This is a genomic window from Nocardia africana NBRC 100379, from assembly GCF_001612635.1.
Lineage (GTDB): Bacteria > Actinomycetota > Actinomycetes > Mycobacteriales > Mycobacteriaceae > Nocardia > Nocardia africana.
In genome coordinates this window covers 25496-49606 of record NZ_BDAV01000016.1, presented here as the reverse complement: position 1 = coordinate 49606, position 24111 = coordinate 25496, and the positions used below count along the sequence as shown (strand labels likewise).

Below are 24111 nucleotides of genomic sequence, written 5' to 3'. Positions count from 1 at the left end.
CCGTTGTGTCACAACGATTCACCGTCGTGCCGCTGCGCGAACTGCTCGTACACCGCCACGGCATCGGCGCGCGGCAGATAGCGCATCGGCAACCGCCGCTCCTCCCAGGGTTTGGCGAACTCGGCGTAGAAGGTGCCGGGCTCGAAGTACTTGTCCTTCCCGCCCCTCAGGTACGGCGCGCAATCCTCGCGCGTGGCCAGGAAGACGACCTCGTCGGGCGCGCAGTGGTACAACGCCGCCAGGCACATCGGGCACGGGTGCGCGATGGCGTACACCGTGCAGCCGGTCAGATACTCGGTGCCCAACCTCCGGCATGCCGCGCGGATGGCGCGAATCTCCGCATGGTCGGTCGGGTCGTGAGTGGTGCCGACACAATTGCTGCCCTCGGCGAGGATCGCGCCGTCCTTGACGATCACGGTCCCGAACGGCAGTCCGCCCGCGGCGACGCTGGCGCGAGCGATGTCGACGGCGCGCTGCGTGAAATCCGCGGAACTCGGCTTCTCCGGCATCAGCCGACCGGTTCCGGCCGGATGGGGCATCCGACGTCCTCCAGTCGTGCCGGGCCGGTTCCCTTGGTGGGGTCGGTCTTCCACGGCCACTCGTAGGAACGGAACGGCGCCAGGGGCGGCAGCACCGCTTCCCGTCCGCGCGCGGCCATTTCGCGTTCGATGGCCGCGCGCCCGCCGCCACCGAGCAGTTCGGCGTCCATGAGGTAGTAGTCGCGGAAGAACACCATGCCCAGCGAGCGGTCGGCGACGATGCGGCCGAGTACGTCGAGCAACTTCTCCGGCGTGGTCTCGAATTCCGTCGTCTCGACCAGCAGCAACCGGTCGCCCATCGTCTCGGTGCCCATGAATTGGACGAGAACGCTGTAGAGGATGTTGTTCTGCCGCGCGACGTAGAGCGAGTTGCTCACCGCGTAGGTGCGCTCCCAGTCCTCGCCGAGGCTCGCCTTCCATTCGTCGAGAACCGCCATCCAGTGGCCGACCTGGGCCCCCGAGCCGATGCCGATCGACCGGGCCGAACAGGGCTCGGTGTCGCGGATGTATTTTTCGACGTCGTCGTAGCGGTAACCGCCCCGGGTGAGGCATTCGTCCATGAAGGTCAGATTGCGCCGCAGGATCTCATGGAACACCGCGCGGTCCTCGTCCGAGATGTCCAGCGCGCCGAGGCTGTCGAACGCCGTGCGGTGCTGGGCCCGGTACATCTCCAGCGGCGGACGCCACAGCTGATTGGCGTACGCGTTGGAAATGTACGGTGCGACGATCTCGTAGATCGCCATGGTGCTGTGGCCCACCGACTTCGCCAGCTGGTAGACGATCGGCACGGGCGGCGCTACTTCCGGTTCCCGCCCGGGCCGGTACAGGATCATCTGCCCGCCCGCGCCGGTGAACAGCGCCAGGATGATCGGCACCTGGTCGAGCATGTTCTGTTTGAATTTCTCCAGCGATGTGTCGTACAGCTGCAACATGGCGGCGTTCAGCGCCAGCACCGACTGTTCGGCGACGGTGCGGGCGCCGGCCGGCGGCTCGTCGGCGATCACCGGGCGCATGAAGGCCGGGACCGCGCTGCCGTTCGATTCGGTCATTGTCGTCACTTCTCCTTCTCGGTTGTGGGCCGGTGTCACGGCAGATGCCAGAACACGGTGGTCACCAGCCAGAACAGCACCGTCCAGAACGCCATCACCGCGGTGATGAGCACGGCGCCGCGAATCTCGATCGCCTTGCGCGCCGGACCGGGTGCCGGGTGCAGCCAGCGTTCGAGCAGCGGGTTCACATAGCGCGGCATCGTCACGAACGTCATGACGAAGCTGGACAACAGGTTTCCGATCAGCATGCCCAGCCACAGCGGCAGCCCTGCGGGCGCCATCGCCAGCGAGAGCAGCACGACCGTCGGGTACAAACCGACCCACACCGCGATCGACGTCTTCGTCTGCGACGGTGTGTGCGCGGGGCCGCCGTCCGCGAAGGCGAACCAGCTGCCGAACGAGTTGTCGATCGTGCGTAAGTGGAAGTCGCTGAAGCGTTTTCCCTCGTCGAGTAGTCGCTGCCGCTCGGTGGAGGTCAGCCAGCGGTCCAGGTCGGCGGCGCTGTCGTAGCGGTAGAGCATCGTCCACTCGTCCTGCACGCCCTCGATCGGCCGGAAGATCTCCGATCCGCGGAATCCGGGAAACCTGTTCTCCGCGCAGCGAAGCCGGTCCTGCCACTCCAGGAATTCGTCGATCTGCTCGGGAGGGACTCGATGGGTCACCACCGCGGTGACGAGGGTGTCCGGTGGTGCGGCCGCGCCGGTGACGATCTGCTGGGTGGGTGGACCGTCGAGATAGCGCCGCCCCTCGGCGAGGCTGTCCTGACGGGTGGCGCTGTTGATCCACGCGCGCAGATTCGGAATCGAGTCGAAGCGGTAGATCAGCGACCAGTGCGCCTGTGGGTGTGCGGGCGGATCGATTTCCGCGGCGATGAATCCCGGATACTGCGACGCCATGCTGTTGAGCCCGTGCTGCCAGGCCAGGAACGCCTCCTCGCAACCTGGACGGACCTTCTCACCGATGATGACGGTGGCGGCATGACCGGCGGGCGTCTCGCGGGGCATCATGGTCTCCCGGCTCAGCCGGTCGAGCTCAGCCGGGATTCCCGCAGCGCCGAAAAGATCCGGTCGGGCGTCAGCGGTAGCTCGCGGTAGCGGACACCGGTCGCGTCGTACACGGCATTCGCCAGGGCGGGCGCCACGGGATTGACGCAGGATTCGGCGATGCCCTTGGCCCGCAGCGGCCCCGCCGAATCGGTCGAGCCGACGAGGATCACCTCGGTGCGCGGAGCGTCGGCGTAGGCGGGGATGCGGTAGTTGCGCAGCGTCGGATTGGTCACCACGCCGTTGTTCATCTGATGGTGTTCGGTCAGGACGAAACCGACGCCCTGGACCACACCGCCTTCGATCTGTCCGCGGACCTGCTCCGGGTTGATCACCACCCCGGCGTCGATCGCCTGCACGCTGTAGAGGATCCGGATCTCGCCGGTGACGCGGTGTACCGCGATCCGGAATCCGTGGGCGTTGCAGGACAGGCTGCGCGGTGAGCCGTACGCCTTGCGCGATTCGGTCAGTCGCGCGCCCCGGCTCCGGGCGCTCACGGCGAGGTCGGCGAGCGGAACGCGGGTGTCACCGCAGCGCACGGCGTCGTCGTCCATGGCGCACGATCCCAGGTCGACACCGGTATAGGCGGAGGCGAAACGCAGGATCCGGTCGCGCAGCGCCGCCGCGGATCGCGCAACGGCGTTGCCGGCCACGAAGAGTCCCGCGCTGGCGAAGGCGCCGGTGTCGAAACCGGTTCTGTCGGTGTCGGATTGGACGAGCCGGATCCGTGCCGGGGTGGTTCCCAGCTCGGCGGCCGCGATCTGGACGTGGGCGGTCGAGGTTCCCTCACCGAATTCGACCGTGCCCACGGCGATCTCGTAGATGCCGTCGTCACCGAGGGTGGCCAGCCCGACCGAGATGTGTTCGGTCGGGGGCGCGGTTTCGTGGATCGAGCCGGCGGTGCCGGTGCCGATCGACCAGTCCGCGCCCAGTGCCTGGCCGTCCGGATGCGCGCGCAGTGCGGCGTCGACGCGGTCGATACACGCGCCCAGGCCGTCCTCGGTGAAGGCGACGTCGTCGGCCTCGTCGTGGATCGACAGCAGCGCGTCACCCGGGCGAACGATATTGCGGCGCCGCAATTCCAGGGGATCCATGCCGAGCGCGACGGCCAGTTCGTGCATCGCCGATTCCATCGCGAAGACCGGCTGGGTCATGCCGTAGCCGCGCAAGCCGCCACTGGGCAGGGTGTTGGTGTAGACCACGTAGCCGTCGAACTTCTTGTTGGGACAGCGGTAGGCGGCGACGGCCGAGCCCCCGGCGAACAGCGTCTCGCCGCCGTGGTTGCCGTACGCGCCGGTATTGGAGACGTTGCGGAAGTGGATCGCGGTCAGCGTGCCGTCGGCGCGCGCCCCGAGCTTCACCGTGATCTTCATCGGATGCCGGGTCGGGGCGCTGGTGAACTCCTCCTCACGGGTGTACTCCAGGCAGGTCGGGCGGCCGGTGTCCAAGGTTGCCAGGGCCACCAGATCTTCGCTGAGCACCTCCTGTTTGCCGCCGAAACCTCCGCCGACGCGTTCGCAGAAGACCCGGATCTGGTCGGGGCGCAGGTCGAACAGGTGGGCCAGTTTGCCCTTGGCGACCCACGGAGATTGCGAACTGGTCCGCACGTGCAGCCGGCCCGCGTCCATCCAGGCGATCGATCCGTGCGTCTCCAGATGTACGTGCTGCACCCGTGGTGAGAAGTACGTGCCTTCGTGCACGACGTCGGCCTCGGCGAAACCCGATGCGGTATCACCGATTTCGCCGTGCAGTTCGACGAGAATGTTGCGGGTCGGGTCGTGGACGAACGGATCGTCGGAGCCGTGCAGTTGCGGTGCGCCGAAGGCCATCGCCTGCTCGGGATCGAATACCGCGGGCAGTACCTCGTACTCGACGACGACTCGGCGGCAGCCCTCTTCCGCGGCGGCGATCGAGTCGGCGAGGACCGCGACGACCCGCTGTCCGACGAAACGCACGACGTTGTCCAGGATGTAGGTGTCGTCGGGGTCCACGAGGTGGTCGGTGTGGACGGCGGTGGTGAACAGCTTGCGCGGCACGTCTTCCCAGGTGTACACGCGTTGTACACCCGGTACGGCCAGCGCCGCGGACTTGTCGACGGAGACGATGCGCGCGTGGGCGTGGGGGGAGTGCAGCACCTTCAGATGGAGCATGCCCTCGGGTGCGGTATCCATCGTGTACTCGGCGCGGCCCGTCACCACGCCGGTGGCGGCCGGTGCGGCGACACTGGTGCCGATCACCGCCCCCGGTTCGGCCACCTCGATCGAGGACACGCCGTTGATCGCGTCCTCGACGGCCCGATAGCCGGTGCAGCGGCACAGGTTTCCCTTCAGCGCGTGCGGCAGGTCCTGCTTCTGTTCGTCGGTCAGCGCCGCCGCGGTCATGATCATGCCGGCGGTGCAGAAGCCGCACTGGAAGCCGGGGGCGTCGCGGAACTGCCGCTGCATCGGATGCGGGTTCTCGGGTGTCCCGAGCCCTTCGATCGTCGTCACCTCGTGTCCGTCGGCGCGGAATGCCGGTGTGACGCAACTGTGCACGGGACGACCGTCCAGCCACACGGTGCACGCGCCGCAATCGCCGGCATCGCAGCCCTTCTTCACCCCGAACCAGCCCAGATGCCGCAGGAAGGTCCGCAGGCACTGCCCGGACCGTGGCTGCTGGGAGAACGTCTTGCCGTTGACGACGAAGCTCATCTCGCGCCTCCGAGTTCGGCCCGGAGTTCCTCGGCGTAGTGCCGGGCGAGGTGTCTGCGGTGCTCCGGTGTGCCGTTGGGGTCGGCGAACCATACCTCCGCCGGGATCGCATCGATGTGGTCCCGCACTGTTTCGGCCTCGGGAGCGGAATCGAAATGCAGGACAATCGGATACGCGGTCGCCGCTGTGATGCACAGGAGCATGTCGTCGGCGCCCGGCGTGCGGGTGGCGACCATGAATATCGTGGACCGGCCCAGCTTGGTCAGGCTGAATCTCCGGTGCGCGTACGCTTTTCGTAACGCATAGGCGGGAATGTGGATACTTCGCAGTATTTCTCCCGGGCCCAGCGCGTTCAGATGATTGCCGCCCACGAAATTCTCGGCCGCGACCGTTCGCTCCGTCCCGTCCGTCGCCCACAACCGATAGCACGCCTCGAGTGCCACGCTCATGGTGATCATCGGACCGGCCGGCAGCGACATGCAGATGTTGCCGCCCACGGTCGCGGCGTTCCAGATCTTGAACGACGCCAGGAACGCCTCGCAGCTGGTGCGCAGCAGACCGCCGGCGGACCAGTCCTGGGGCGGCGCGAACTCGTGCAGCTCCCTGATCGTGCACGTCGCGCCGATTTCCAGGCCCTGGGCGGTGGGCACCAGGCTGGGCCAGTCGAGCGACGTGAGGTCGACGAGCCGGCGCAGGGTGGGCTGCGGTTCGGAGAACAACCACGTTCCCCCGGCCAGCCACGCGTCACCGGGGCGCCAATCCGGGCCCGGACGAGTCGAGGGCCGGCGAATGACGTCCTCGACGGTGTTCAGATCCATACGAGCCTCCAAGTCTGGCGACCGGCTCTGCAGGACATATCGACTGTAGGATTTTATGTCGATGTGCGAGGTGTTTCGCGATATTTCGTATTTACCGATGAATTGCTCGAGATTTTCTCGTGTAGTCGATCGGCGGGATATTTGTGGCGGAGTGCCGGAAAAGGTCGGGTCGGGCGTGGCGGCAGGGGCGCCGTGGCATGCACGGGTCGAGTCCTCGTTCGAAAGGGTTGGGCGGGACCGGTTCCGGAGGTGGGGGCGAAGTGTGTATCCGAAGAGCCTTGCCGAGAACCCTGTTTGACGATCCGGAAGCCGGTTATTTCCGTACTACACCAGTCCATCGATGTTGAGAATCGGTAGTAGCCATGATCGTATTCATCGGGTTGATCATTCTGTTCGCCGCGCTGGTCGTCGGAATCGCCGCAGCGTTGGCCAATTCCGGCGACACGCACGTGCTGGCGAGCGAATTCACCGTCTTCGGAGCCCATTTCACTCCTACGCAGAACGAACTGTTCGCCGCCGGTGCCGCGGTCGGCGCGGTCGGTATGCTCGGCCTGGGCATCGTCCTGAGCGGGGCGTTCTCCTCCGCGCGGCGGCATGCGGAGATCCGCCGCGAACTGCGGCACTCGCGCCGCGAAATGTCCGCCACCCGCAAGGATCTCGCGAAGACCCCGCCGGCGCAGCCGGTCGTCGCGGAGACCGCGCGGCCGGCGGCCACGCCGAAACCGCGCCTGCGCAATCCCTTCACCCGGCGCGGCACCGGAATGTCGGGCACCGCACAGCCGCAACCCTGATCGTCGTACCGCCGGTCGCTGAGACAGCCCGGATGTATTCGTGGTCCGGGTGGGCCTTGTCGGACGAGCGGTGCTGCGAGCATTGCCCGAGTATGCGTGGAGCCTGGAATATGCTGTGCTACAGCATATTCCAGGCTCCGTCCGTGTCCGGGATCAGGCGGTGGCCGTGCCGGTCGGTGTGCCCAGGCGATCGCGCAGGATGGTCGCCCCGGGGCCGGAGAGGTCGTCGCAGTAGGTGATTCGGCCGGCCATCGCCATGGTCAGCGCGATGGTGCTTCCGGCGACCAGCGGACCGGTCCCGGTCGCGAAGGGGCCGTCGGTCGCCTCCACTCGCAATCCCTCGATCCTGCTGCGGCTGGACACGGTGAAATTGCGCCCGGCGTAGAAGCGGGCGACCGTGGTGGCGGCTTCCACGGACGGCGTGCCGGACAGCCCGAGGGGCCGGCGGACGTCCTGCGCGTGGACGACCACCTCACCGAGCCAGGCCGCGGTATGTCCCGACGGCGCGACCGTGCTGGTGACGACGGCGCGAAACCGTTCCAGGGTTTCCGCGGGGCTCGCGCCACGATGCGCGGCGAGTTGCCGTTCGTTGTGCTCGTCGAAGTCGAACCGGGCGCCGAGCACGCTCCGGAGCCAGCGAAACCGGCCGGTCGTGGCCGCCGCGGTGAGGTGGGCGACAACATCCGACACCGTCCACTCCCCGCACAACGTCGGCCGGTCCCATTGCCGCTCGGTCAAGCCGGCGAGATCGTCGGCCAACGCCGCCCGTTCGGCATGCACCATCGCCCACATGTCCTCGCGAGCAACAGTATTCGTCATTGATGCCTCCAGTTGTCGGGTGTCCGGACGCGCCACTGATCGCCCGACACCGTGCGGGGCCGGGCAGGCGACGTCCGCGGACGGCGGATGTTCCACAATGCCGACGAGATGACCGGCGTGAATTCATCGGTGCGGCGGTCCTCGTCTCCGATGCCGCCCGGTGCGTCACGAACGCTGCGCGAACCTGAGATAGAACGCGGCGAACACCAGCACGATCCCGACGTTCACCAGTAGCCGCGCCCAGACATGGTGCCTGAAGAACAGCACATCGACACAGACCGCGACGGCCACCAGCGCGAGCACGTAGACAACGACGGTCGCCGGCCTTCCCATGGTCTCTTTCTACGCCGCGAAGCCGCCGCGGAAGGTGAATTCGAGTAAGGCGGCCCCCGAACCGACCCTGTCTGCTCGGTGGCCGGCCTTCTGCTCGGGTTGTGGTCGTGGCCCGTCGTGGTGACATCTGCCGGCGGTCGTCGGCAGCCGGACAGCAAACCAGCGGCCTGCCAGGCGAAGCTGGTCTCGGACCGCGCGGAAGCATCGCGGTTGGTTCTCCGATCGGCCCCTGCTGTGAATTTGCCAGAAATTCGTAGTCGACTCCGACATAAGCGGGGATTCCCCGAGTCGGGGGACGAAATCGTCACTCGATCGACGCACGTGAATTCGCCGTTTCTTCCCTGTCCGGTCCCAGTTGGAGCTTAAACTACCTCAGCCGCAACGTGCACCACCATGCGAGAGGGTCGGGACAAACTCGAAGATATACACCCGGGAGGTGTGAAATGCCGGAGACTGATCATCGGCGCATGTCACGTCCACTGTTGATTGCGAGCATGTTGCCGCTTGCGGTCTTTTTAGGCACGGGAGTGGCCACAGCGTCTCCCGGCGATCTCGTTCTCACCCCGGCCGACGCCGCGCAGGCACCCGCCGTGCCGCCGCTGGCAGTGGACTGGCAAACGGTGGCGCACGACGTGCAGGGGTTACTTCCCTTCCCGCTGCCGTTGCCGCCCGCCGAGGGGCCTGTCGTTCAGGACAATTCGGCTGTCGCCCCGCAGAACGCGCTCGTGGAGGCCGGTTCGGCCCCGGCGGTGACGGCGGACGCCCCGTCTGTCGTCACCACGGCCGCCGCCACCTCGGACCCGGTGCCCGTCGACCCGGCGGCCGCCTCGCCTGCCCCGATCGCGGACGTACTGCCCGTCGAGGATCGGCATCCGGTCGAGACGTTCTGTGACCAGGTTCCCGCCGATCCCGATCGATGCGCCGCCACGGTCGTCGACGCCGGGGTCGGTGCGGCCATCGGCGCCGGCATCGGTGCGGCGGCGTCCGCGCCGCTCGCGATCCCCGCCGCTGCGCTCGGCGCGGCGGCCGGATTTGTCGTCGGTATCCCGTTCCTGCCGACCGGTCTGGTGGCCGGCCCGCTGATCGGCGCGGCCGTCGGTGCGGCGATCGTCGCCGCACCCGCTGCCGCGCTCGGTGCGGCGCTCGGCGCGGCGGTCGGCACGATCGTCGGGATCACCGCACCCGTCCCGCCGAAAGCCGCGCCCACCGATGCGCCCGACCCCGCCGCCGCATCCGGTCCCGCGGAGACATAGCGCACGGTCACCACGTCGTCCGCCACCGCCCCGAAAACCACCGGCGGCACAGTCAATTCCGACGTGCTCGCGCATTTCGTCCCGGGGTTCCGGCCCCGACGACGATCTCGCCGTGCAACTCGCGCGCGAGGTGGGCGCGCACGTGATCGGCACCGGCCGCGCCGGCGACCGTGACCTCGTCCTCGGACTCGGCGCACGGGCCTTTCTCGACCTGGACAGCGACGACGTACGGGACGCCGGTGGGGTGGACGTGGTATTCGACGTCATCGGCGGCGCAATCCTCGAGCGCTCGATCGAATTGGTCCGTCCCGGTGGCACTCTCGTCACCATCTCCATGCCGCCCACCACGCAGCCCAAGGGCGGGCGAGCCGTCTTCTTCGTCGTCGAACCCGACCGCGCGCGGTTGGCCGATCTCGCCCAGCGGGTTCGCTCGGGGCGGCTCGCGCCCGTCGTCGGCTCCGTGCGACCGCTCGCCGAAACAGCGGCCGCCTTCGCGCGTCGCCACCGCACACCGGGCCGGACGATCATTCAGGTCGCCGACGAGTAGCGCGGCCAAGGGTGGTATTGACGTATTGACTGGCCGGTCATTAATGTTGACTGCATGGTCAATAAGTCGTCCACCGCGTCGATCGAGCTGGAGCGTCTCGGCGTGCTGGTGCGGGTCTATCTCGGGATAGCTCTCGCAACCGTTGTCGCCCTGGCGGTTCTGTCCGCGGCCGCCCCGCACGAGGCGCCGCGCGAAGCATGGGGTCACGCGGTGATCGTGGCGGTGTTCGCGGTGCTGCTACCGCTGCGTTTGCGGTCGGCGCGTCGCGGCAGTGTCGCCGCGCTGCGCGCCGTGGGCCTGATCGCGGCCGCGCTGTTCCTGGTGAACGTCGTCGAAGCGCTGCTGCCGCATTCCTCCCCGGGTGGATGCGGGTGGAGATGCTGGGCATCGCGGTGCTGATGGCGCTGATGATCCTGCTGGTCGTCCGCGAGCGGATATGACAGCCCCGAATCAGCGCGCCCGGCAACGGCTCAGCGCCGAGGCCCGCCGCCTGCAATTGGAGACCGCGGCCATCGAGATCGTCGGGCGCGACGGGCTGGCCGCTGCGACCGCCGACGAGATCGCACGCGCCGCCGGGGTGTCGAAGGGCTTGCTCTGGCACTACTTCACCGACTTCGACGATTTGATGGCACACGCCGCCCGGCGCGCGTTCACCTCACTCGAAGCGGTCGTCGCGGCCGACATCGACCTCGAGGCCGACGTCGATGATCTACTGCGCGCGGCGATCCGGCGCGCGGCGCAGCTGCCCGCGACGCACGGCGCCGAGCTGCGGACGATCCGTCAGATCGTGCTGAATCTGGGCGCATTCGGCGGCGGTGCCGCCCTTCGCGACCGGGAATACAACGCCTTGTACGCCCGGCAAGCCGCACTGCTGCGGCGCGGTCAGGACCAGGGACAGCTGCGGCCGGACCTCGATCCGCACCTGCTGGCGGTGACCTATCAGGGGATGGTGGACAGCATGCTCGAGTATCTCGACACGAATCCGGACGTCGACCCCCTGACCTACGCCGACCACGTCGCCGATGTCCTCCTCGCCGGAATCACGCCGCCGGGGAAACGATGAGTCGTGACGGCGCGGACAGCTGCGGATTTCACATCGCGGATGTACTGCCGATCACGACCACGTTCCGGGATGTCACCACCGCCGACCGGGTGCTCGGCTTCGAAAGAGTCACCGACCGCGCCGTCGACGCCGGATATCTGACCCGAGACGCGGCCGAAAGGTGGCTGACACACCTCGCCACCGAACCGTTCTTCGCGGCGGCGACACAGTTCATCATCGTCGCTGTGCCGAGTGCGGGCACGCATCGGACCCAGGGCGGATAAGGCCGCCGGGCGGCTCGCCTCGACGTGAAGGCAATGCGCTCAGCGTGGGCCCGCCCGCGGGTGCTCCGCACGAGTAGTCCGCTACCGCAATCGATGGCGCGGCTCAGGGACCGGTCCCGGACGGTGATCCGGTGTTCCGATGAGTAGGAGACTCAGGTCACAGACGCGGGTCGAGCCGCCAAGCTGAGCCGTATGTCCAACACAGTGATCGGCGCCATCGACAGCATCGCCGAGGAGATTCGCAACGGAGCCGACGAGGGTGACTCGCTCGGCCGGCTGCCCGACGACATGGCCAAGGGGCTGAAGGACGCGGGCGTCATCCGGATGTTGCAGCGCAAGAAGTACAACGGCTACGAGGCGCATCCGCGCGAGTTCGCCGAGACGGTGATGAAGACCGCGAGCCTCTACGGTTCGGCGGGGTGGGTGGCCGGCATCGTCGGCGTGCACCCGTGGCAGCTGGCTTTCGCCGATCCCAAGGTGCAGGAGGAGGTTCTCGGCGAGGACACCGACACCTGGATGGCCTCGCCGTATATGCCCGGCGGTGTGGCGGTGCCGGCCGACGGCGGATACGTCATGAGCGGGCGCTGGCAGTTCTCCTCCGGCACCGATCACTGTGACTGGATCTTCCTGGGCGCCTTGGTCGGTCACGCGGACGGCACACCGGTCATGCCGCCGCAGCCGCTGCATGTGATCCTGCCCCGTTCGGACTACGAGATCGTGGCGGACTCCTGGGATGTGGTCGGGCTGCGCGGCACCGGCAGCAAGGACATCGTGGTGAAGAACGCGTTCATCCCCGAGTACCGGGTGATGGACCAGGGCAAGGTCATCGACGGGAGTGCGGCCGCGGAATACGGCGTCACCGAGACCCTGTACAAGATGCCGTGGTCGACCATGTTCCCGTTGGGCATCACCTCGGCGACGATCGGCATCTGTGAGGGTGTGCTGGCCGCGGGTATCGACTATCAGCGAAACCGGGTGGGGGCCACCGGAACTCTCGTCAAGGACGACCCCTACGTCCTGCATGCGCTCGGCGAATCCGCGTCGGAGATCGATGCCGCGCGCCAGCAGCTGCTCGCCAACGTCGACCGCATCTGGGACCTGGTCGACGCGGGTAAGGACATCGATTTCGAGATGCGCGCCACAGTTCGCCGGGATCAGATCCGGTCGGCATGGCGGGCGGTCCGGGCCGCCGACGACATCTTCGATCGCGCCGGCGGCAATGCGCTGCGGATGGACAATGCGCTGCAACGGTTCTGGCGCGATGCCCACGCGGGGCTGCACCACGCCATTCATGTCTCCAGCACCACCTATCACGCCGCGGCCATGGCCTCGCTGGGCGTGGAAGTACCGCAGGGCCCCCTGCGCGTGATGATCTGACCGGCCTCGAAGCGAATTTTCTTCACGAGTGAAAGCGATTATCCATGAGTGAAATCAAAGGGCTCGGCTATGTTCGGGTTCTCGCCACCGATATGGATCGCTGGCGCGAATTGGGCTTCGATGTGCTGGGATTCGCGCCGGGATTCGGGGACGAGAAGGACGCGCTGCATTTCCGCATGGACGAGCGCCCGTCACGGATCACCGTCGAACGTGCCGATGTCGACCGGGTGAGCGCGGTCGGCTGGGAATTGCGGGACGGACCGGCGCTGCGCCGGCTGGAAGCGATTCTGCGCGACGCCGGATACGAATACACGCCCATGTCACAGGAATTGGCCGACCGCCGCAAGGTCGAAGCCGGTATCTGCATGACCGATCCCGGTGGCACGCCGCTGGAGTTCTTCCACGGGCCGGTACTCGAGCACAGTCCGGTAATCACCAAATACGCGCAGCGATTCGTCACCGGCGCACAGGGACTCGGTCACGTGGTGATGCCGACCGCCAACTTCGAGGCGTCCTACACCTTCTACACCGAGACGCTGGGCTTCCTGTCACGGGGCGCGTTCCGGATGCCCTCACCTCCCGGCGCGGGACCGGTGCGGATCAGGTTCCTCGGGGTGAATCAGCGCCATCACAGCCTCGCGATCATGCCGGCGCTGGAAGGGCGCGATCCCGGGTTGATTCACGTGATGGTCGAGGTCGATTCGCTCGATGCCGTCGGGCAGGCGCTCGACCAGGTGATGGCACGGAATTTCCCGGTGTCGTCGACGCTGGGCCGCCACACCAACGACAAGATGGTGTCCTTCTACGTCGGCGTGCCCGGCGGCTGGGATATCGAATACGGGACCGCGGGCGAACTGGTCGACGAGTCCTATTACACCGCCGAGGAGATCACCGCCGACAGCTATTGGGGTCATGAATGGCTGTGGGCCAAGCAGGCGAAACAAGCGTGAAGGGCCGGTCGGCGATGACATCCAGCGACACCATCACAGCAAAGCACGAGGTCGATCTGCTGGTCGTGGGATCGGGCACCGGTCTGGCGGCCGCGCTCACCGCCGCCGAGGCGGGATTGTCGGTTCTGGTCGTGGAGAAGTCGGAATATGTCGGCGGTTCTACGGCCCGCTCCGGCGGGGCGTTCTGGGTGCCTGGCAATTTCCTGCTGTGCGAACAGCAGCCCGCCGACGATGCCGACGCCGCCTCGGCGTATGTCGAAGCGGTGGTGGGAGATTCGGCTCCGCACGATCGCGGCGCGGCATTTATCGAACACGGGCCCGCCGCCGTCGAGATGCTCGCGCGAACCACACCGATGAGGTTCATGTGGGCCGAGGGCTATTCCGACTATCACCCCGAATTGCCGGGCGGATCGGCGGCGGGACGCACCTGCGAGTGCAAGCCGTTCGACGCTTCCCAGCTCGGTGCGCATCGGTCGCGGCTGCGTCCCGGGGTGATGGAGGCCTCCGGGCTGCCGATGCCGGTGACCGGTGCGGATTACAAATGGCTCAACCTGATCGCGCGGACTCCGCGCAAGGCGCTGTGGCGCGGGATGAAGGCCATGGCGATCGGGGTGGGCGGGCTCGCCCGGGGACGCGAGTACATCGCGGGCGGGCAGGCGCTGGCGGCAGGACTGTTCGCGGGCGCGATCCGCGCCGGAATTCCGATCTGGACCGACACCTCGCTGACGCGACTGCTGGTGGGGGAGGACGGCGCGGTCACCGGAGCGGTCGTCGACCGCGACGGTGCGCGCACCGAGGTCACCGCCCGGCGCGGAGTGGTGCTCGCCGCCGGCGGGTTCGACCACAACCCCCGGATGCGGCGAAAGTTCCAGTCGGACAGGCTGGTCGAGCATGCGAGCCTCGGCTGCGAAACCAACACCGGCGATGCCATCACGGTGGCGCAGGAGGCCGGTGCGGCGATCGGACTGATGGATCAGGCGTGGTGGTTTCCGGCCGTGGCCGCGCCGCCCGGCGGGCAGCCGGCGGTGCTACTGGCCGAGCGCGCGCTGCCCGGCTCGTTCATCGTCGACCAGAGTGGGCGGCGCTTCGTCAACGAGGCGACCGACTACATGTCCTTCGGTCAGCGGGTGCTCGAGCGTGAGCGCGCCGGTGATCCGGTGGAGGAGATGTGGCTCGTCTTCGATCAGCGCTACCGCAACAGCTACATCTTCGCCGCGGGCCTGTTCCCGCGGCAGCCGTTGCCACAGTCCTGGTACGACGACGGCATCGCGGTGACGGCCACCGATCCGGCGGGCCTCGCGCGGGCGATGGATGTTCCCGCGGACGCGTTCGCCGCGACCTTCGACACCTTCAACGCCTCCGCGGAGCTGGGTGTCGATCATCAATTCGCCAGGGGCGCAAGCGCATACGACCGCTACTACGGCGACCCCACGATCGGCCCGAACCCGAATCTGCGGCCGCTCGGCAGGAAGGGGTCCTTGTACGCGGTGAAGCTGGTGCTGTCCGACCTCGGAACGTGCGGTGGGGTGCGCGCGGACGGTTCGGCTCGCGTACTGCGCGAGGACGGCAGCGTCATCGAGGGCCTGTACGCGATCGGCAATACGGCGGCCAATGCCTTCGGGACCACGTACCCGGGTGCGGGCGCGACGATCGGGCAAGGACTGGTTTTCGGCTATATCGCAGCGAAAACGGCTGCGGGACATTCTGTTTCCAAGGACGGTGGACATGACAACGACGCATGACGAGGTTCGCCAGATCGAGGCCGGGACGGTGCCGACGCGATTCGCACGCGGCTGGCATTGTCTCGGGCTGATCCGAGACTTCGCCGACGGACGGCCGCATTCGGTCCGGGCCTTCGGCACCAAGCTGGTGGTCTTCCGCGGTGAGGACGGCCGGATCAACGTGCTCGACGCGTTCTGCCGGCATATGGGCGGCGACCTGTCCGACGGCGAGGTCAAGGGCAACGAGATCGCCTGCCCCTTCCACGACTGGCGCTGGGGCGGCAACGGGCGCTGCAAGCAGATTCCGTACGCCCGTCGGGTACCGCCACTGGCGCGCACCAGGGCATGGACCACGCTCGAGCAGGACGGCATGCTGTTCGTCTGGAACGATCCGGAGGGCAATCCGCCGCCGGAGGACGTCACCATCCCGCGGATCGCTGGTGCGGGCGCCGACAACTGGACCGATTGGCACTGGTACACCACGGTCGTCGACACCAATTGCCGGGAGATCATCGACAACGTCGTGGATATGGCGCACTTCTTCTACATCCACGGCTCCCTGCCGACCTTCTTCAAGAACGTTTTCGAGGGACCGGTGGCGACCCAGTACTTCGAAAGCGGTGCCCGCGCGGACCTGCCCGGGCCGGTGGGCCAGCCGCAACTGCTGGGCACCTCGTCGGTCGCCTCGTACTATGGGCCGTCGTTCATGATCGACGACCTCGTCTATCACTACGAACACGGTGATTACAAAACCGTGTTGCTCAACTGCCACTATCCGATCGACGAGAATTCGTTCGTCCTCCAGTACGGCATCATCGTCGAGAAATCCGACACGCTGCCCGAGGATCAGGCGATGGCCACCGCCGTCGCGCTCGGCGACTGGGTCAAGCTCGGGTTCGAGCAGGACGTCGCGATCTGGAAGCGCAAGGCGCGCATCGACAATCCGCTGCTCTGCGAGGAGGACGGCCCGGTCTATCAGCTGCGCCGCTGGTATCAGCAGTTCTACGTCGACGTCGCCGACATCGCCCCCGAAATGGTCGACCGGTTCGAATTCGAACTCGACACCACGCGACCGCTGGCCGCCTGGCAGGAGGAGGTCCGCGAGAACGTCGCCCGCAAAGCCGCGGAGGCGAGCTCGTGACGTCGATCGACGAACGCATCCGGGAGGTGCCGATGGCGCCGGTCGAGTGCCGGCAGTGCGGTGCGCGCGTGCTCGCTCGCAAGAGCAGTTGGGCGCAGACGAGCATTCAATGGGACGCGCAGTCGAGTGCGGCGTGCGTGGAACGTCATGCCGCCGAAGTACTCTCGGATGCGGCGATGCAACACTGCTCGCAGCTACGTGAATCGATATGGGCCGCTGCGGAATCCGGAGAACTGCGGGTACTCGGCAGCGCGGCGCGCTGAGCGGTATCGAGACAACGGGCCCCTGTCGTCATTCGACGGCAGGGGCCCGTGCGATATCTCCTCGATCCGTTCATCGGACCGATTCGGTGTGCATCGCCTGTGGTCGGCTTTGCCGAGAACCTCCGCTTGCACGCCACGACCCGCGGCATCGGGGTCACGGTCGTGAACCCCGGCATGATCGACACCGCGTTCTGGCACGGACAGGTTCCGCTCATCGCGATGAGCCCGGATTCGGTGGCCGAGGCGATCGGTTTTGCGCTCGACCAGCCGGCGGGCGTCGGACCTCAACATGGTGACGATCCGTCCGATCGGCCAGCCTGCCTGACTCCAGGAGAGCAAGTGAGCATCGGTGCTCTCGCCTGCGAAAGTTCCTGTGCTGCAACCTTACTCGTGACTCATACGTGGACGGGCTGCGGACCTCTCCGCGGCGCCGCCAGCGCCACGCGCCGAATCTCGTTCGCCGCCAGCCGCACCTCCGAGACGACTGCGCTGATTTTGATCGAGCGCGTCGGACCGCACAGGGAGACCGCCACCCGACCGCGGTCGACGTCGATGTCGAGCGCGGCCGCCACTACCGTGACTCCCAGCGCGCAGCCCTGCGCGTCGACCGCGACCCCGCTGCGGTCGCGGACTTTCTCGAGTTCGCGTTCCAGTTGCCGGCGAGTCCGCACGCTGTAGCAGGTGGGTGCGCTGGCGAACGGCAGGTCGGGCCACTGCTCCGGTTCCATCGCCGCGAGCAACGCGTGTCCGGCCGCGGTGAGCTCGACCGGCTGCCGAGCGCCGACGGCCCATTGGCGGCCCGGCGTGGGCCAGGCGCCCACCCGGTTCAGATGCAGGATCTCCGCGCCGGACAGCAGGCTCAGATGCGCGGTCAGCCCCGTGCGCCGGTGCAGTGCGGTCATGACGGCCATCGCCACGTCGTTGAGGCTGCGCTGACGCACCACCTGCGATCCGAGCTCGAACATCCTTATGCCCAAGGCGTATTCGAAGCCGTGGCGTTCCACCCAGCCGAGTTCCACGAGCCGCTGCAGGATTCGATGTGCCGACGAGCGAGGCAGATGTGACCGCCGCGCGATATCGGCCAGCGTCATGGGCCGCTGCCCGACGAAGGCCTCCAGCAGGGACGCGACGCGATCGATCATCGCGTTGGGGGTTTGTTCGAGCTGCACCGTTGCCACTTGTTGCCTCCAACCGCCAGACATGTGCAGAATGTGACTACATGTCAGATTCTGACAGGTTTGAGTTTAAGGAGGGCGCAGATGGATGTAAAGCAGATCACACCGATCCGCTCGAACAGCTCGCCGGACGCGAACTCCGCGAAGCGTTTTCCCGGCCGCGTTACTGTGGACTGCGATCGAGGAGGACACGGGTCGTGAGCAAGTCGTCCAGGCCGACGCTGACCGAACGCCGCGCGGAGGAACTGCGCCTGGCCATCGCGAATACCGCGCGCGATATGTTCGTCGCCGACGGTGACACCTCCGCGACCGTCGAGCGCATCTGTGAGACGGTCGGGATCGCGCCGAGGACCTTCCATCGCCACTTCCCGGTGAAGGAAGACGTCATGGGGCCGTTGTTCCGGCGCAGCCAGGCGATCATCATCGACTTCCTGAAGAACGCGCCGGCCGACGCCGACGTCGCCGAAACCCTGGCGCGCGCGTTCACCACCGAGGTGTACAAGCGCCGGACCCCCGAGTCCGACCGCAAGTTCATGACATTGATGATCCACACGCCGCAGTACCGTCTGCGCTGGCTGGAATGGGGCGAGCAACTCTGCGAGCCGATCACCGAATTCCTTTCGGCGAGAGTCGAACTCGGTGACGATCCGTTCCTGCGCAGACTCCCGGCGGAACTGATCGTGCACACCAGCCGCCAGGCCTACATCCAGTGGGTGGACCAGGAGGTCGGCGGTGATTTCTCCGAGGTGGAGGCGCTGCAACTGCGCGGCATGAGGATGCTGCTCGTCGGTCTGCGTGCGGTGATGGCCCAGCCGTCGGTGCCGGTCCCGTAGTCGCGCAGCGCATGTGGCGGAACCGGCGCCGCCGCCGTGGCTAGCGGGCGAGGAACGCCGAGACGGTCGCCTCCCACGCCTGCTTCTGCTCGATCATCACCCAGTGCCCGCAGTTCGGGAAGATGTGCACCTCGCCGTGCGGCAGCGTCCGCATCGCGATCAACGACATGTCGACCGGGCTCACCCGGTCGTCCCGCCCCCAGGTGATCAGCGTCGGAACGGAGATGCGGCGCAGATTCGCCCAGCCCGGTGTGACATCGGCGGCGCGCGCCGCCTCCGCCATCCGCGCCAGCGCCGCACGCCCGTACATCCGCCGCGAATTCTCCAGGACGCCGGGTTCGGTGGCCTGCTCCCAGCGCTGCTCGATCAACTCCTCGGTGAGCAGCGCCTGGTCGTAGACCATCGAGCGAAGCCAGGCGACCAAGCTGTCGCGAGTCGGATTCTCGACGAATTCGCTGAGCCGGATGATCCCCTCGCCCGGCTGTGGGCTGAAGATGGTGGTGCCGATGCCGCCGATGGTCACCAGGCGATCGACGCGCTGCGGCGCGGCGAGAGCGAATTCCGTTGCCACGAAACCGCCCATCGAGTTTCCGATGATCCGGACGGTCTCGAGTCCGAGCCCGTCCAGGAACGCGGTGACCGCCAGTTGCGCCGACATCATCGGATGTGCCGCACCGAAGTCGTCGCTGACCCCGAATCCGGGAAACTCGAGCACGAGCGTGCGGTAATGCTGTGCGAACGTCGGCACGTTGCCGCTGAAGTTACGCCAGCCGGTGACGCCGGGCCCGGATCCGTGCAGCATCAGCAGCGGCGGGCCCTCGCCGCAGTCGCGGTAGCGCAGCACGCCGTGTTCGGTGGGCAGTTCCAGTAATTCGGGTACGGCGTGGGCATCGACGGAGGTACTCATGCTCCGAGCCTGCCATCCTCGCGGCGCGGCACCGCCGACATTTCCCGGTCAGCGGTCGACCGGCAGCCGGTTCGGAGCAACAGTTTGTGATGATTTCATCATCTGCCCTTGACAGCGAATACCATCGGAACTGATGATTTGATCAATAACTGCTGTGTGGAGGTAGCTGTGACGAGCATCGACGATGGTGTCGGGATCGAACGGACGGTTCGGGTCGGCGAGCGCGAGATCTTCTTCGTGGAGGCGGGTTCGGGTCCCGTGGTGGTCCTGCTGCACGGTGGTGGCCCCGGGGCGTCGGGGGTGTCGAACTATTCGCGCAATATCGAGGTGCTGGCACAGCGGTTCCGGGTGATCGTGCCGGATATGCCCGGCTACGGTCGTTCATCGAAGTGGGTGGACGGGTCGGATCCGTTCGGTGACTTGGCGGCGGCCGTCGTCGGGTTGCTGGACGTGTTGGATATCCCGAAGGCGCACGTGGTCGGCAACTCGTACGGCGGTGCGGCGGCCCTGCGCCTGGCAATGGACCGGCCGGAGAAGGTCGACCGAATGGTCCTCATGGGCCCTGGCGGGGTCGGGACCACTCGGGCCTTGCCGACCGCGGGTTTGCAGCGGCTGCTCGACTACTACACCGGGACCGGGCCGAGCCGGGAGAAACTGACAGAGTTCGTTCGCGAATACCTGGTGTTCGACGGCAGTGCGGTGCCCGAGGAGCTCATCGAAACCCGCTATCAGGCCAGCCTCGACCCGGAAGTGGTGGCGAATCCGCCGTTGCGCCGGCCCTCGGGTCCGCTCGCGTTGCGCACGCTGTGGCGGATGGATTTCACTCGTGACTCGCGCCTGCGCAAGGTGGCCCATCCGACGCTGGTCGTGTGGGGGACCGACGACAAGGTCAACAGGCCCGACGGCGGGCGCATGCTGGCCGACGCCATGCCCGACTGTGATCTGTATCTGGCGGCGAATGTCGGTCATTGGGTGCAGTGGGAACGCGCGGAGCTGTTCAACAGTGTGGCCACCGCGTTTCTCGAGGCCGACCGATGAGTGACTTCCTCCGCCCGGACACCGACGATTCGGTGTTCGGTGCCGTGCACCTGGGATACGTTGTCGTGCAAACGAATCGGCTGACCGATTGGCGGCGCTTCGGTGCCGACGCGATCGGGCTGCACGTCGATCATCTCGACAGCAATACGGTGCGTTTTCGTCTGGACGATCGCTGCTGCCGGTTTCTGATCCGGCGGGGCTCGGCCGAGGACGTCATCGCGCTGGGCTGGCAGGTCGATGATCACGAGACCTTCGACCGCATCCTCGCCCGCGTCACCGGGCGCGGGGTCCCGATCATCGAGGCGACACCGGAGGACGCGGCGCTGCGGGGTGTGGAGCGGTTGTGGCGCTTCGCCGGCCCGAAAGGCATCGCGCAGGAGATCTTCACGGCACCGATCACGACTGCGGAGCCGTTGCGGATGATCAGCTCCGGCTGGGTGACGGGCGAGGCCGGTCTCGGGCACGTGGCGATGATCTCCCGCGAACCGGAGGCGATCCGCGGCTACTACGAGACCGTCTTCGACTCCCGCTTGTCCGACTATATCGATGAGAACGTGTCGGGCCTGATGATGAAGATCCGGTTCCTGCGGGTCAACGAGCGGCACCATTCGATCGCCATCGCCAATGTTCGCGGTGTGAAGATCGATCCGGTTCGAACCTCGATGCAGCACATCAATATTCAGTCCGCATCGCTGGACGATATGCTCGCCGCTTTCGAGCGGGTCACCGCGCTGGGGTTCCGGATGCAATGGTCGGTCGGCCAGCACACCAACGACAGGGAGTTGTCGTTCTACTGCGTGACCCCGTCCGGTTTCGAGCTCGAGGTCGGCTGGAACCCGATCGTGGTCGGTCCGGAGCTCGAATCCACCTGGGAACCGGCCACCTATCGAGGCATCAGCATCTGGGGTCACACCCCGGTCGGAGAGACCGTTCTCAGCAAATTCGCTCGATTCCGGCAGGCGCTGCGGTCGATCGGAACGCCGGAGATCACCGTTCCCGCGCTCGCAGAAGGGTTTTCACGATGAGCACCACCGACTACGACGTCGTGGTCGTCGGCCTGGGCCCGACCGGCCTGACCCTGGCCAACCTGCTCGGTCGACGGGGCGTGAGTGTGCTGGTGCTCGAACGCGAACCCGAGTACTACGGGCTGGCGCGAGCGGTCTACACCGACGACGAATGTATGCGGATCTTCCAAACCGCCGGTACCGCAGACGAACTCGCCGCCGACATGAACACCGACTCCGCTGTGCAGTGGGTGCGCCGCGACGGACGTGTGCTGGTGCAGTTCAAACAGGTCGAACGGCCGTTGAGCTGGCCGGTGGTCAACTTCTTGTACCAGCCCTATCTGGAGAACAGCCTCGAACGCGCCCTCGGCAAGTATCCGCATGTGACGGTGCGTAGGGGCCGTGAGGTTGTGGGATTCGACCAGGACACCGACGGTGTCGAGGTCGAGCACGTCGGATCCAGCGGCACGGGTTACGGTCAGCGAGAATCGGAGATCGATCCGAGTTCCGCCGAGCGCGTGCGCGCGAAGTTCCTGGTCGGTTGCGACGGCGGACGCAGTGTTGTGCGCACGAAGCTGGGAATCGACATGACCGGCACCAGCTTTCCGGAACGGTGGCTGGTGGTGGATCTGAAGGCGAAAGACGGAGTGGACGCCTTCCGGCATCTGCCGTACTTCGACTTCGTGTGTGACCCGGATCTGCCGATCGTGTCGTGTCCGCAGCCGGACGGGCATCACCGGTTCGAGTTCATGCTCACCGAATCACAGACCAAAGAGCAGATGGAGGACCCGGACACGGTCCGCCGGCATATCGCCCGGTTCGTGAACCCGGACGAGGTGCAGGTGCTGCGCAAGCTCGTCTACACCTTCAACGCCGTGGTGGCCGATCGCTGGCGCGCCGGGCGCATCCTGCTCGCCGGCGACGCCGCGCACATGACACCGCAGTTCGTCGGGCAGGGCATGGGCTCGGGCGTGCGTGATGCGGACAACTTGGCCTGGAAGCTCACCGCGATCCTGAAACACGGTGCCGGCCACAGCATTCTGGACAGCTACGAAACCGAACGCCGGCCGCACGCCAAGGCGATGATCGACTTCTCGGTCTTCAACAAATCCCTGGTGTCGGTCGACAACACACTGGTCGCCGCAGCCCGCGACCTCGTGATGACGGCCTCGCTGCACACGCCCGGCCTCGGTGGCTGGATCCGCGCCGCCAAGATGAAGCCACGTCCGCGGTTCCGCCGGCACGCCTACCTCGGCCTGCCCCGCCGGCAGTTCGGGTTGCGCGGTGTGGAGGGCACCTTGTCCCCGCAACCGGAGGTCCGCACCTACGACGGCCGCCACCAGCGACTGGACGACGTCCTGGGCCTGGGATTCTCGGTGCTTGGCTACGGCGTCGACCCTCGGGCCGCGCTCGACGGCGACGAGGTGGCCGCGTTGCAGGCGCTGGGCACACGCTTCGTGACCGTCTACCCCTTCGGCGGGCGGCCCCGGGGTTCACCCGGCGACGGACGCACAACGGGTGACGACTACGCCGACGTCGAAGACCACACCGGCGCGTTGGTCCGATGGTTCGCCAAGGCCGGCGTCGGTTCCGGCGGGATGGTGCTGCTGCGCCCGGACTGGTTCGTCTTCGGCACCGCGCCGGCCGGGCGCGGTGGCGAAGTGGTCGCCGAACTCACCAGGCAGCTCGGCGTCGACACCGTGCGGACACCCGGTTCCGCTGTCTCCCTTGCACATTCGACGTCATCCATGAGTGGGCGGGGCGGCGACTGACGTATCGCCCGGGGAAGCGTCGAGAGAGGGCAGCGGGCGCTGGACTATCTCGTGAGCATCCTCGCGCGAGAGGCCGAGCATGTGCAGCAGGTCTTCGGTCACCGAATCGGTGGCCTCGGCGTCATCGCGCTCGGGTCGGTCGTGCAGCAGTCGCCCGAGGCAGATCGTGGCTCCCGCGACGATCGTCATGGCCAGTTCCGGATCCCGGACGTCGAATCGACCTGCCCGGACGGCGGTTTCGATATCGCGGCGCGCGCGTGGCGCCAACCCCTTCGTCGAGCCGGCCAGGTCGAGGCCGTTGTTGATCAGGACCTTGCTCAGGGTGGGATTGCGGCGGTGCATCCGGCCCGTCAGCCGGAAGCTCTGAGCGAACACTTGCGCCGGGTCGTCGAGGTCTTCGCAGAGCACGTCGAGTAATGCGCCGTGCCGATCGAGCGCCTCCTCGACCGCGGCCTGGAACAACTCCTCCCGGCTGTCGAAATGGTTGTAGAACGATCCCATTCCGACGTCGGCGGCTTGGGTGATCTCGATGATCGGAACGTTCGATTTTCCGTCCGCGATCAGCGTCTGCGCCGCCGTCACGAGTGCGGCGCGGGTGCGTGCCTTGCGGCGCTCGAGCCGGTTCGGCTGGGCCCCGGTCTGTGCGGTCATCGCTGCATCACCTCTTCTGGCATACGTGATCGTCATCGTAGCCGCTCTTGTCAATTCTGACGAAATTCTCA

25 protein-coding genes are annotated in these 24111 nt (G+C 67.0%); 15 read left to right on the top strand and 10 right to left on the bottom strand.

Annotated features, from left to right (window positions below):
- Nucleotides 1-8: 8 nt before the first annotated feature.
- Genes NA3_RS28150 through NA3_RS28130 form a run of 5 tightly spaced genes read right to left on the bottom strand, consistent with a single transcriptional unit; the run spans nucleotide 9 to nucleotide 6139 of the window.
- The gene (locus tag NA3_RS28150) at nucleotides 9-539 is read right to left on the bottom strand and encodes a nucleoside deaminase (RefSeq protein ID WP_227995269.1); all 531 of its coding nucleotides are present in this window, start codon (nucleotides 537-539) and stop codon (nucleotides 9-11) included.
- A complete protein-coding gene (locus NA3_RS28145; RefSeq protein ID WP_062966683.1) occupies nucleotides 509-1588 on the bottom strand; it encodes a hypothetical protein in 1080 nt (359 codons plus the stop codon). The genes NA3_RS28150 and NA3_RS28145 overlap by 31 nt, the downstream gene beginning before the upstream one ends.
- Nucleotides 1589-1623: 35 nt before the next feature.
- Nucleotides 1624-2592, bottom strand: a complete 969-nt coding sequence (locus tag NA3_RS28140; protein WP_062966758.1) for an antibiotic biosynthesis monooxygenase — start codon at nucleotides 2590-2592, stop codon at nucleotides 1624-1626.
- A gap of 14 nt (nucleotides 2593-2606) precedes the next feature.
- Entirely contained in the window at nucleotides 2607-5321 is a 2715-nt protein-coding gene (locus NA3_RS28135) for a molybdopterin-dependent oxidoreductase (RefSeq protein ID WP_062966682.1), read from the bottom strand.
- Nucleotides 5318-6139 carry an FAD binding domain-containing protein gene (locus NA3_RS28130; RefSeq protein WP_062966681.1) on the bottom strand — a complete coding sequence of 274 codons (822 nt, stop codon included), beginning with the start codon at nucleotides 6137-6139 and terminating at the stop codon, nucleotides 5318-5320. The genes NA3_RS28135 and NA3_RS28130 overlap by 4 nt, the downstream gene beginning before the upstream one ends.
- A gap of 362 nt (nucleotides 6140-6501) precedes the next feature.
- Here NA3_RS28130 and NA3_RS28125 point away from each other — a divergent pair, with 362 nt between their 5' ends.
- Nucleotides 6502-6930, top strand: a complete 429-nt coding sequence (locus NA3_RS28125; RefSeq protein ID WP_062966680.1) for a hypothetical protein — start codon at nucleotides 6502-6504, stop codon at nucleotides 6928-6930.
- Nucleotides 6931-7083: 153 nt separating this feature from the next.
- Here NA3_RS28125 and NA3_RS28120 read toward each other — a convergent pair whose 3' ends face one another.
- Together NA3_RS28120 and NA3_RS37805 are read right to left on the bottom strand one after the other, a co-directional pair.
- Nucleotides 7084-7749: a maleylpyruvate isomerase family mycothiol-dependent enzyme gene (locus NA3_RS28120; protein ID WP_062966679.1), complete on the bottom strand. Its 666-nt coding sequence runs from the start codon at nucleotides 7747-7749 to the stop codon at nucleotides 7084-7086.
- 165 nt (nucleotides 7750-7914) lie between these two features.
- Nucleotides 7915-8082, bottom strand: a complete 168-nt coding sequence (locus tag NA3_RS37805) for a hypothetical protein (RefSeq protein WP_167355055.1) — start codon at nucleotides 8080-8082, stop codon at nucleotides 7915-7917.
- 527 nt (nucleotides 8083-8609) lie between these two features.
- Here NA3_RS37805 and NA3_RS28115 point away from each other — a divergent pair.
- The 10 genes from NA3_RS28115 to NA3_RS28070 all read left to right on the top strand — a co-directional run bounded on the left by NA3_RS28115 (nucleotide 8610) and on the right by NA3_RS28070 (nucleotide 16660).
- Nucleotides 8610-9335, top strand: coding sequence for a hypothetical protein (locus NA3_RS28115; RefSeq protein ID WP_062966678.1), 726 nt, complete (start codon nucleotides 8610-8612; stop codon nucleotides 9333-9335).
- A 112-nt stretch (nucleotides 9336-9447) separates the two neighbouring features.
- The gene (locus tag NA3_RS28110) at nucleotides 9448-9882 is read left to right on the top strand and encodes a zinc-binding dehydrogenase (RefSeq protein ID WP_308189525.1); all 435 of its coding nucleotides are present in this window, start codon (nucleotides 9448-9450) and stop codon (nucleotides 9880-9882) included.
- A gap of 54 nt (nucleotides 9883-9936) precedes the next feature.
- Nucleotides 9937-10281, top strand: coding sequence for a hypothetical protein (locus NA3_RS28105; RefSeq protein ID WP_062966677.1), 345 nt, complete (start codon nucleotides 9937-9939; stop codon nucleotides 10279-10281).
- A 37-nt stretch (nucleotides 10282-10318) separates the two neighbouring features.
- The gene (locus NA3_RS28100; protein WP_062966676.1) at nucleotides 10319-10945 is read left to right on the top strand and encodes a TetR/AcrR family transcriptional regulator; all 627 of its coding nucleotides are present in this window, start codon (nucleotides 10319-10321) and stop codon (nucleotides 10943-10945) included.
- Entirely contained in the window at nucleotides 10942-11208 is a 267-nt protein-coding gene (locus NA3_RS28095) for a hypothetical protein (RefSeq protein WP_062966675.1), read from the top strand. Before NA3_RS28100 ends, NA3_RS28095 begins: the two co-directional genes overlap by 4 nt.
- Before the next feature lie 192 nt (nucleotides 11209-11400).
- Nucleotides 11401-12585, top strand: a complete 1185-nt coding sequence (locus NA3_RS28090; protein WP_062966674.1) for an acyl-CoA dehydrogenase family protein — start codon at nucleotides 11401-11403, stop codon at nucleotides 12583-12585.
- 44 nt (nucleotides 12586-12629) lie between these two features.
- Entirely contained in the window at nucleotides 12630-13535 is a 906-nt protein-coding gene (locus NA3_RS28085; RefSeq protein WP_062966673.1) for a VOC family protein, read from the top strand.
- A gap of 14 nt (nucleotides 13536-13549) precedes the next feature.
- On the top strand, nucleotides 13550-15277 hold the full coding sequence (locus NA3_RS28080) for a 3-ketosteroid-delta-1-dehydrogenase (RefSeq protein WP_062966672.1): 1728 nt from the start codon (nucleotides 13550-13552) through the stop codon (nucleotides 15275-15277).
- A complete protein-coding gene (locus NA3_RS28075) occupies nucleotides 15261-16397 on the top strand; it encodes a 3-ketosteroid-9-alpha-monooxygenase, oxygenase component (RefSeq protein ID WP_062966756.1) in 1137 nt (378 codons plus the stop codon). The genes NA3_RS28080 and NA3_RS28075 overlap by 17 nt, the downstream gene beginning before the upstream one ends.
- A gap of 32 nt (nucleotides 16398-16429) precedes the next feature.
- Nucleotides 16430-16660: a hypothetical protein gene (locus NA3_RS28070; protein ID WP_062966754.1), complete on the top strand. Its 231-nt coding sequence runs from the start codon at nucleotides 16430-16432 to the stop codon at nucleotides 16658-16660.
- A gap of 395 nt (nucleotides 16661-17055) precedes the next feature.
- On the opposite strand, the gene NA3_RS28065 is transcribed toward NA3_RS28070, so the two are convergent.
- A complete protein-coding gene (locus NA3_RS28065) occupies nucleotides 17056-17838 on the bottom strand; it encodes an IclR family transcriptional regulator (RefSeq protein WP_062966671.1) in 783 nt (260 codons plus the stop codon).
- Between the two features lie 194 nt (nucleotides 17839-18032).
- Between NA3_RS28065 and NA3_RS28060 the strand changes: the two genes are divergently transcribed.
- Complete coding sequence (locus NA3_RS28060) at nucleotides 18033-18668, top strand: TetR/AcrR family transcriptional regulator (RefSeq protein ID WP_084491934.1); 636 nt, start codon at nucleotides 18033-18035, stop codon at nucleotides 18666-18668.
- A gap of 40 nt (nucleotides 18669-18708) precedes the next feature.
- Here the strand turns inward: NA3_RS28060 and NA3_RS28055 are convergent, their stop codons facing one another.
- Nucleotides 18709-19575 carry an alpha/beta fold hydrolase gene (locus tag NA3_RS28055; RefSeq protein ID WP_062966670.1) on the bottom strand — a complete coding sequence of 289 codons (867 nt, stop codon included), beginning with the start codon at nucleotides 19573-19575 and terminating at the stop codon, nucleotides 18709-18711.
- A gap of 177 nt (nucleotides 19576-19752) precedes the next feature.
- Here NA3_RS28055 and NA3_RS28050 point away from each other — a divergent pair, with 177 nt between their 5' ends.
- Genes NA3_RS28050 through mhpA form a run of 3 tightly spaced genes read left to right on the top strand, consistent with a single transcriptional unit; the run spans nucleotide 19753 to nucleotide 23389 of the window.
- Nucleotides 19753-20613 carry an alpha/beta fold hydrolase gene (locus tag NA3_RS28050; protein ID WP_084491940.1) on the top strand — a complete coding sequence of 287 codons (861 nt, stop codon included), beginning with the start codon at nucleotides 19753-19755 and terminating at the stop codon, nucleotides 20611-20613.
- On the top strand, nucleotides 20610-21638 hold the full coding sequence (locus tag NA3_RS28045; RefSeq protein WP_062966668.1) for a VOC family protein: 1029 nt from the start codon (nucleotides 20610-20612) through the stop codon (nucleotides 21636-21638). The genes NA3_RS28050 and NA3_RS28045 overlap by 4 nt, the downstream gene beginning before the upstream one ends.
- Nucleotides 21635-23389: a bifunctional 3-(3-hydroxy-phenyl)propionate/3-hydroxycinnamic acid hydroxylase MhpA gene (gene mhpA / locus NA3_RS28040; RefSeq protein ID WP_062966667.1), complete on the top strand. Its 1755-nt coding sequence runs from the start codon at nucleotides 21635-21637 to the stop codon at nucleotides 23387-23389. The genes NA3_RS28045 and mhpA overlap by 4 nt, the downstream gene beginning before the upstream one ends.
- On the opposite strand, the gene NA3_RS28035 is transcribed toward mhpA, so the two are convergent.
- Entirely contained in the window at nucleotides 23360-24040 is a 681-nt protein-coding gene (locus NA3_RS28035; RefSeq protein ID WP_062966666.1) for a TetR/AcrR family transcriptional regulator, read from the bottom strand. The two genes, mhpA and NA3_RS28035, sit on opposite strands and share 30 nt — an antisense overlap.
- Between the last annotated feature and the right edge of the window lie 71 nt (nucleotides 24041-24111).

Excerpts from the sequence above, each read along its gene's own strand:
- NA3_RS28080 (WP_062966672.1), top strand. The coding sequence starts at position 13,550 with ATGACATCCAGCGACACCATCACAGCAAAGCACGAGGTCGATCTGCTG.
- NA3_RS28100 (WP_062966676.1), top strand. The coding sequence starts at position 10,319 with ATGACAGCCCCGAATCAGCGCGCCCGGCAACGGCTCAGCGCCGAGGCC.
- NA3_RS28125 (WP_062966680.1), top strand. The coding sequence starts at position 6,502 with ATGATCGTATTCATCGGGTTGATCATTCTGTTCGCCGCGCTGGTCGTC.
- NA3_RS28095 (WP_062966675.1), top strand. The coding sequence starts at position 10,942 with ATGAGTCGTGACGGCGCGGACAGCTGCGGATTTCACATCGCGGATGTA.
- NA3_RS28145 (WP_062966683.1), bottom strand. The coding sequence starts at position 1,588 with ATGACCGAATCGAACGGCAGCGCGGTCCCGGCCTTCATGCGCCCGGTG.
- NA3_RS28120 (WP_062966679.1), bottom strand. The coding sequence starts at position 7,749 with ATGACGAATACTGTTGCTCGCGAGGACATGTGGGCGATGGTGCATGCC.
- NA3_RS28090 (WP_062966674.1), top strand. The coding sequence starts at position 11,401 with ATGTCCAACACAGTGATCGGCGCCATCGACAGCATCGCCGAGGAGATT.
- NA3_RS28140 (WP_062966758.1), bottom strand. The coding sequence starts at position 2,592 with ATGCCCCGCGAGACGCCCGCCGGTCATGCCGCCACCGTCATCATCGGT.
- NA3_RS28055 (WP_062966670.1), bottom strand. The coding sequence starts at position 19,575 with ATGAGTACCTCCGTCGATGCCCACGCCGTACCCGAATTACTGGAACTG.
- NA3_RS28135 (WP_062966682.1), bottom strand. The coding sequence starts at position 5,321 with ATGAGCTTCGTCGTCAACGGCAAGACGTTCTCCCAGCAGCCACGGTCC.
- NA3_RS28070 (WP_062966754.1), top strand. The coding sequence starts at position 16,430 with ATGGCGCCGGTCGAGTGCCGGCAGTGCGGTGCGCGCGTGCTCGCTCGC.
- NA3_RS28085 (WP_062966673.1), top strand. The coding sequence starts at position 12,630 with ATGAGTGAAATCAAAGGGCTCGGCTATGTTCGGGTTCTCGCCACCGAT.
- NA3_RS28105 (WP_062966677.1), top strand. The coding sequence starts at position 9,937 with ATGGTCAATAAGTCGTCCACCGCGTCGATCGAGCTGGAGCGTCTCGGC.
- NA3_RS28045 (WP_062966668.1), top strand. The coding sequence starts at position 20,610 with ATGAGTGACTTCCTCCGCCCGGACACCGACGATTCGGTGTTCGGTGCC.
- NA3_RS28150 (WP_227995269.1), bottom strand. The coding sequence starts at position 539 with ATGCCCCATCCGGCCGGAACCGGTCGGCTGATGCCGGAGAAGCCGAGT.
- NA3_RS37805 (WP_167355055.1), bottom strand. The coding sequence starts at position 8,082 with ATGGGAAGGCCGGCGACCGTCGTTGTCTACGTGCTCGCGCTGGTGGCC.
- NA3_RS28075 (WP_062966756.1), top strand. The coding sequence starts at position 15,261 with ATGACAACGACGCATGACGAGGTTCGCCAGATCGAGGCCGGGACGGTG.
- NA3_RS28130 (WP_062966681.1), bottom strand. The coding sequence starts at position 6,139 with ATGGATCTGAACACCGTCGAGGACGTCATTCGCCGGCCCTCGACTCGT.
- NA3_RS28035 (WP_062966666.1), bottom strand. The coding sequence starts at position 24,040 with ATGACCGCACAGACCGGGGCCCAGCCGAACCGGCTCGAGCGCCGCAAG.
- mhpA (WP_062966667.1), top strand. The coding sequence starts at position 21,635 with ATGAGCACCACCGACTACGACGTCGTGGTCGTCGGCCTGGGCCCGACC.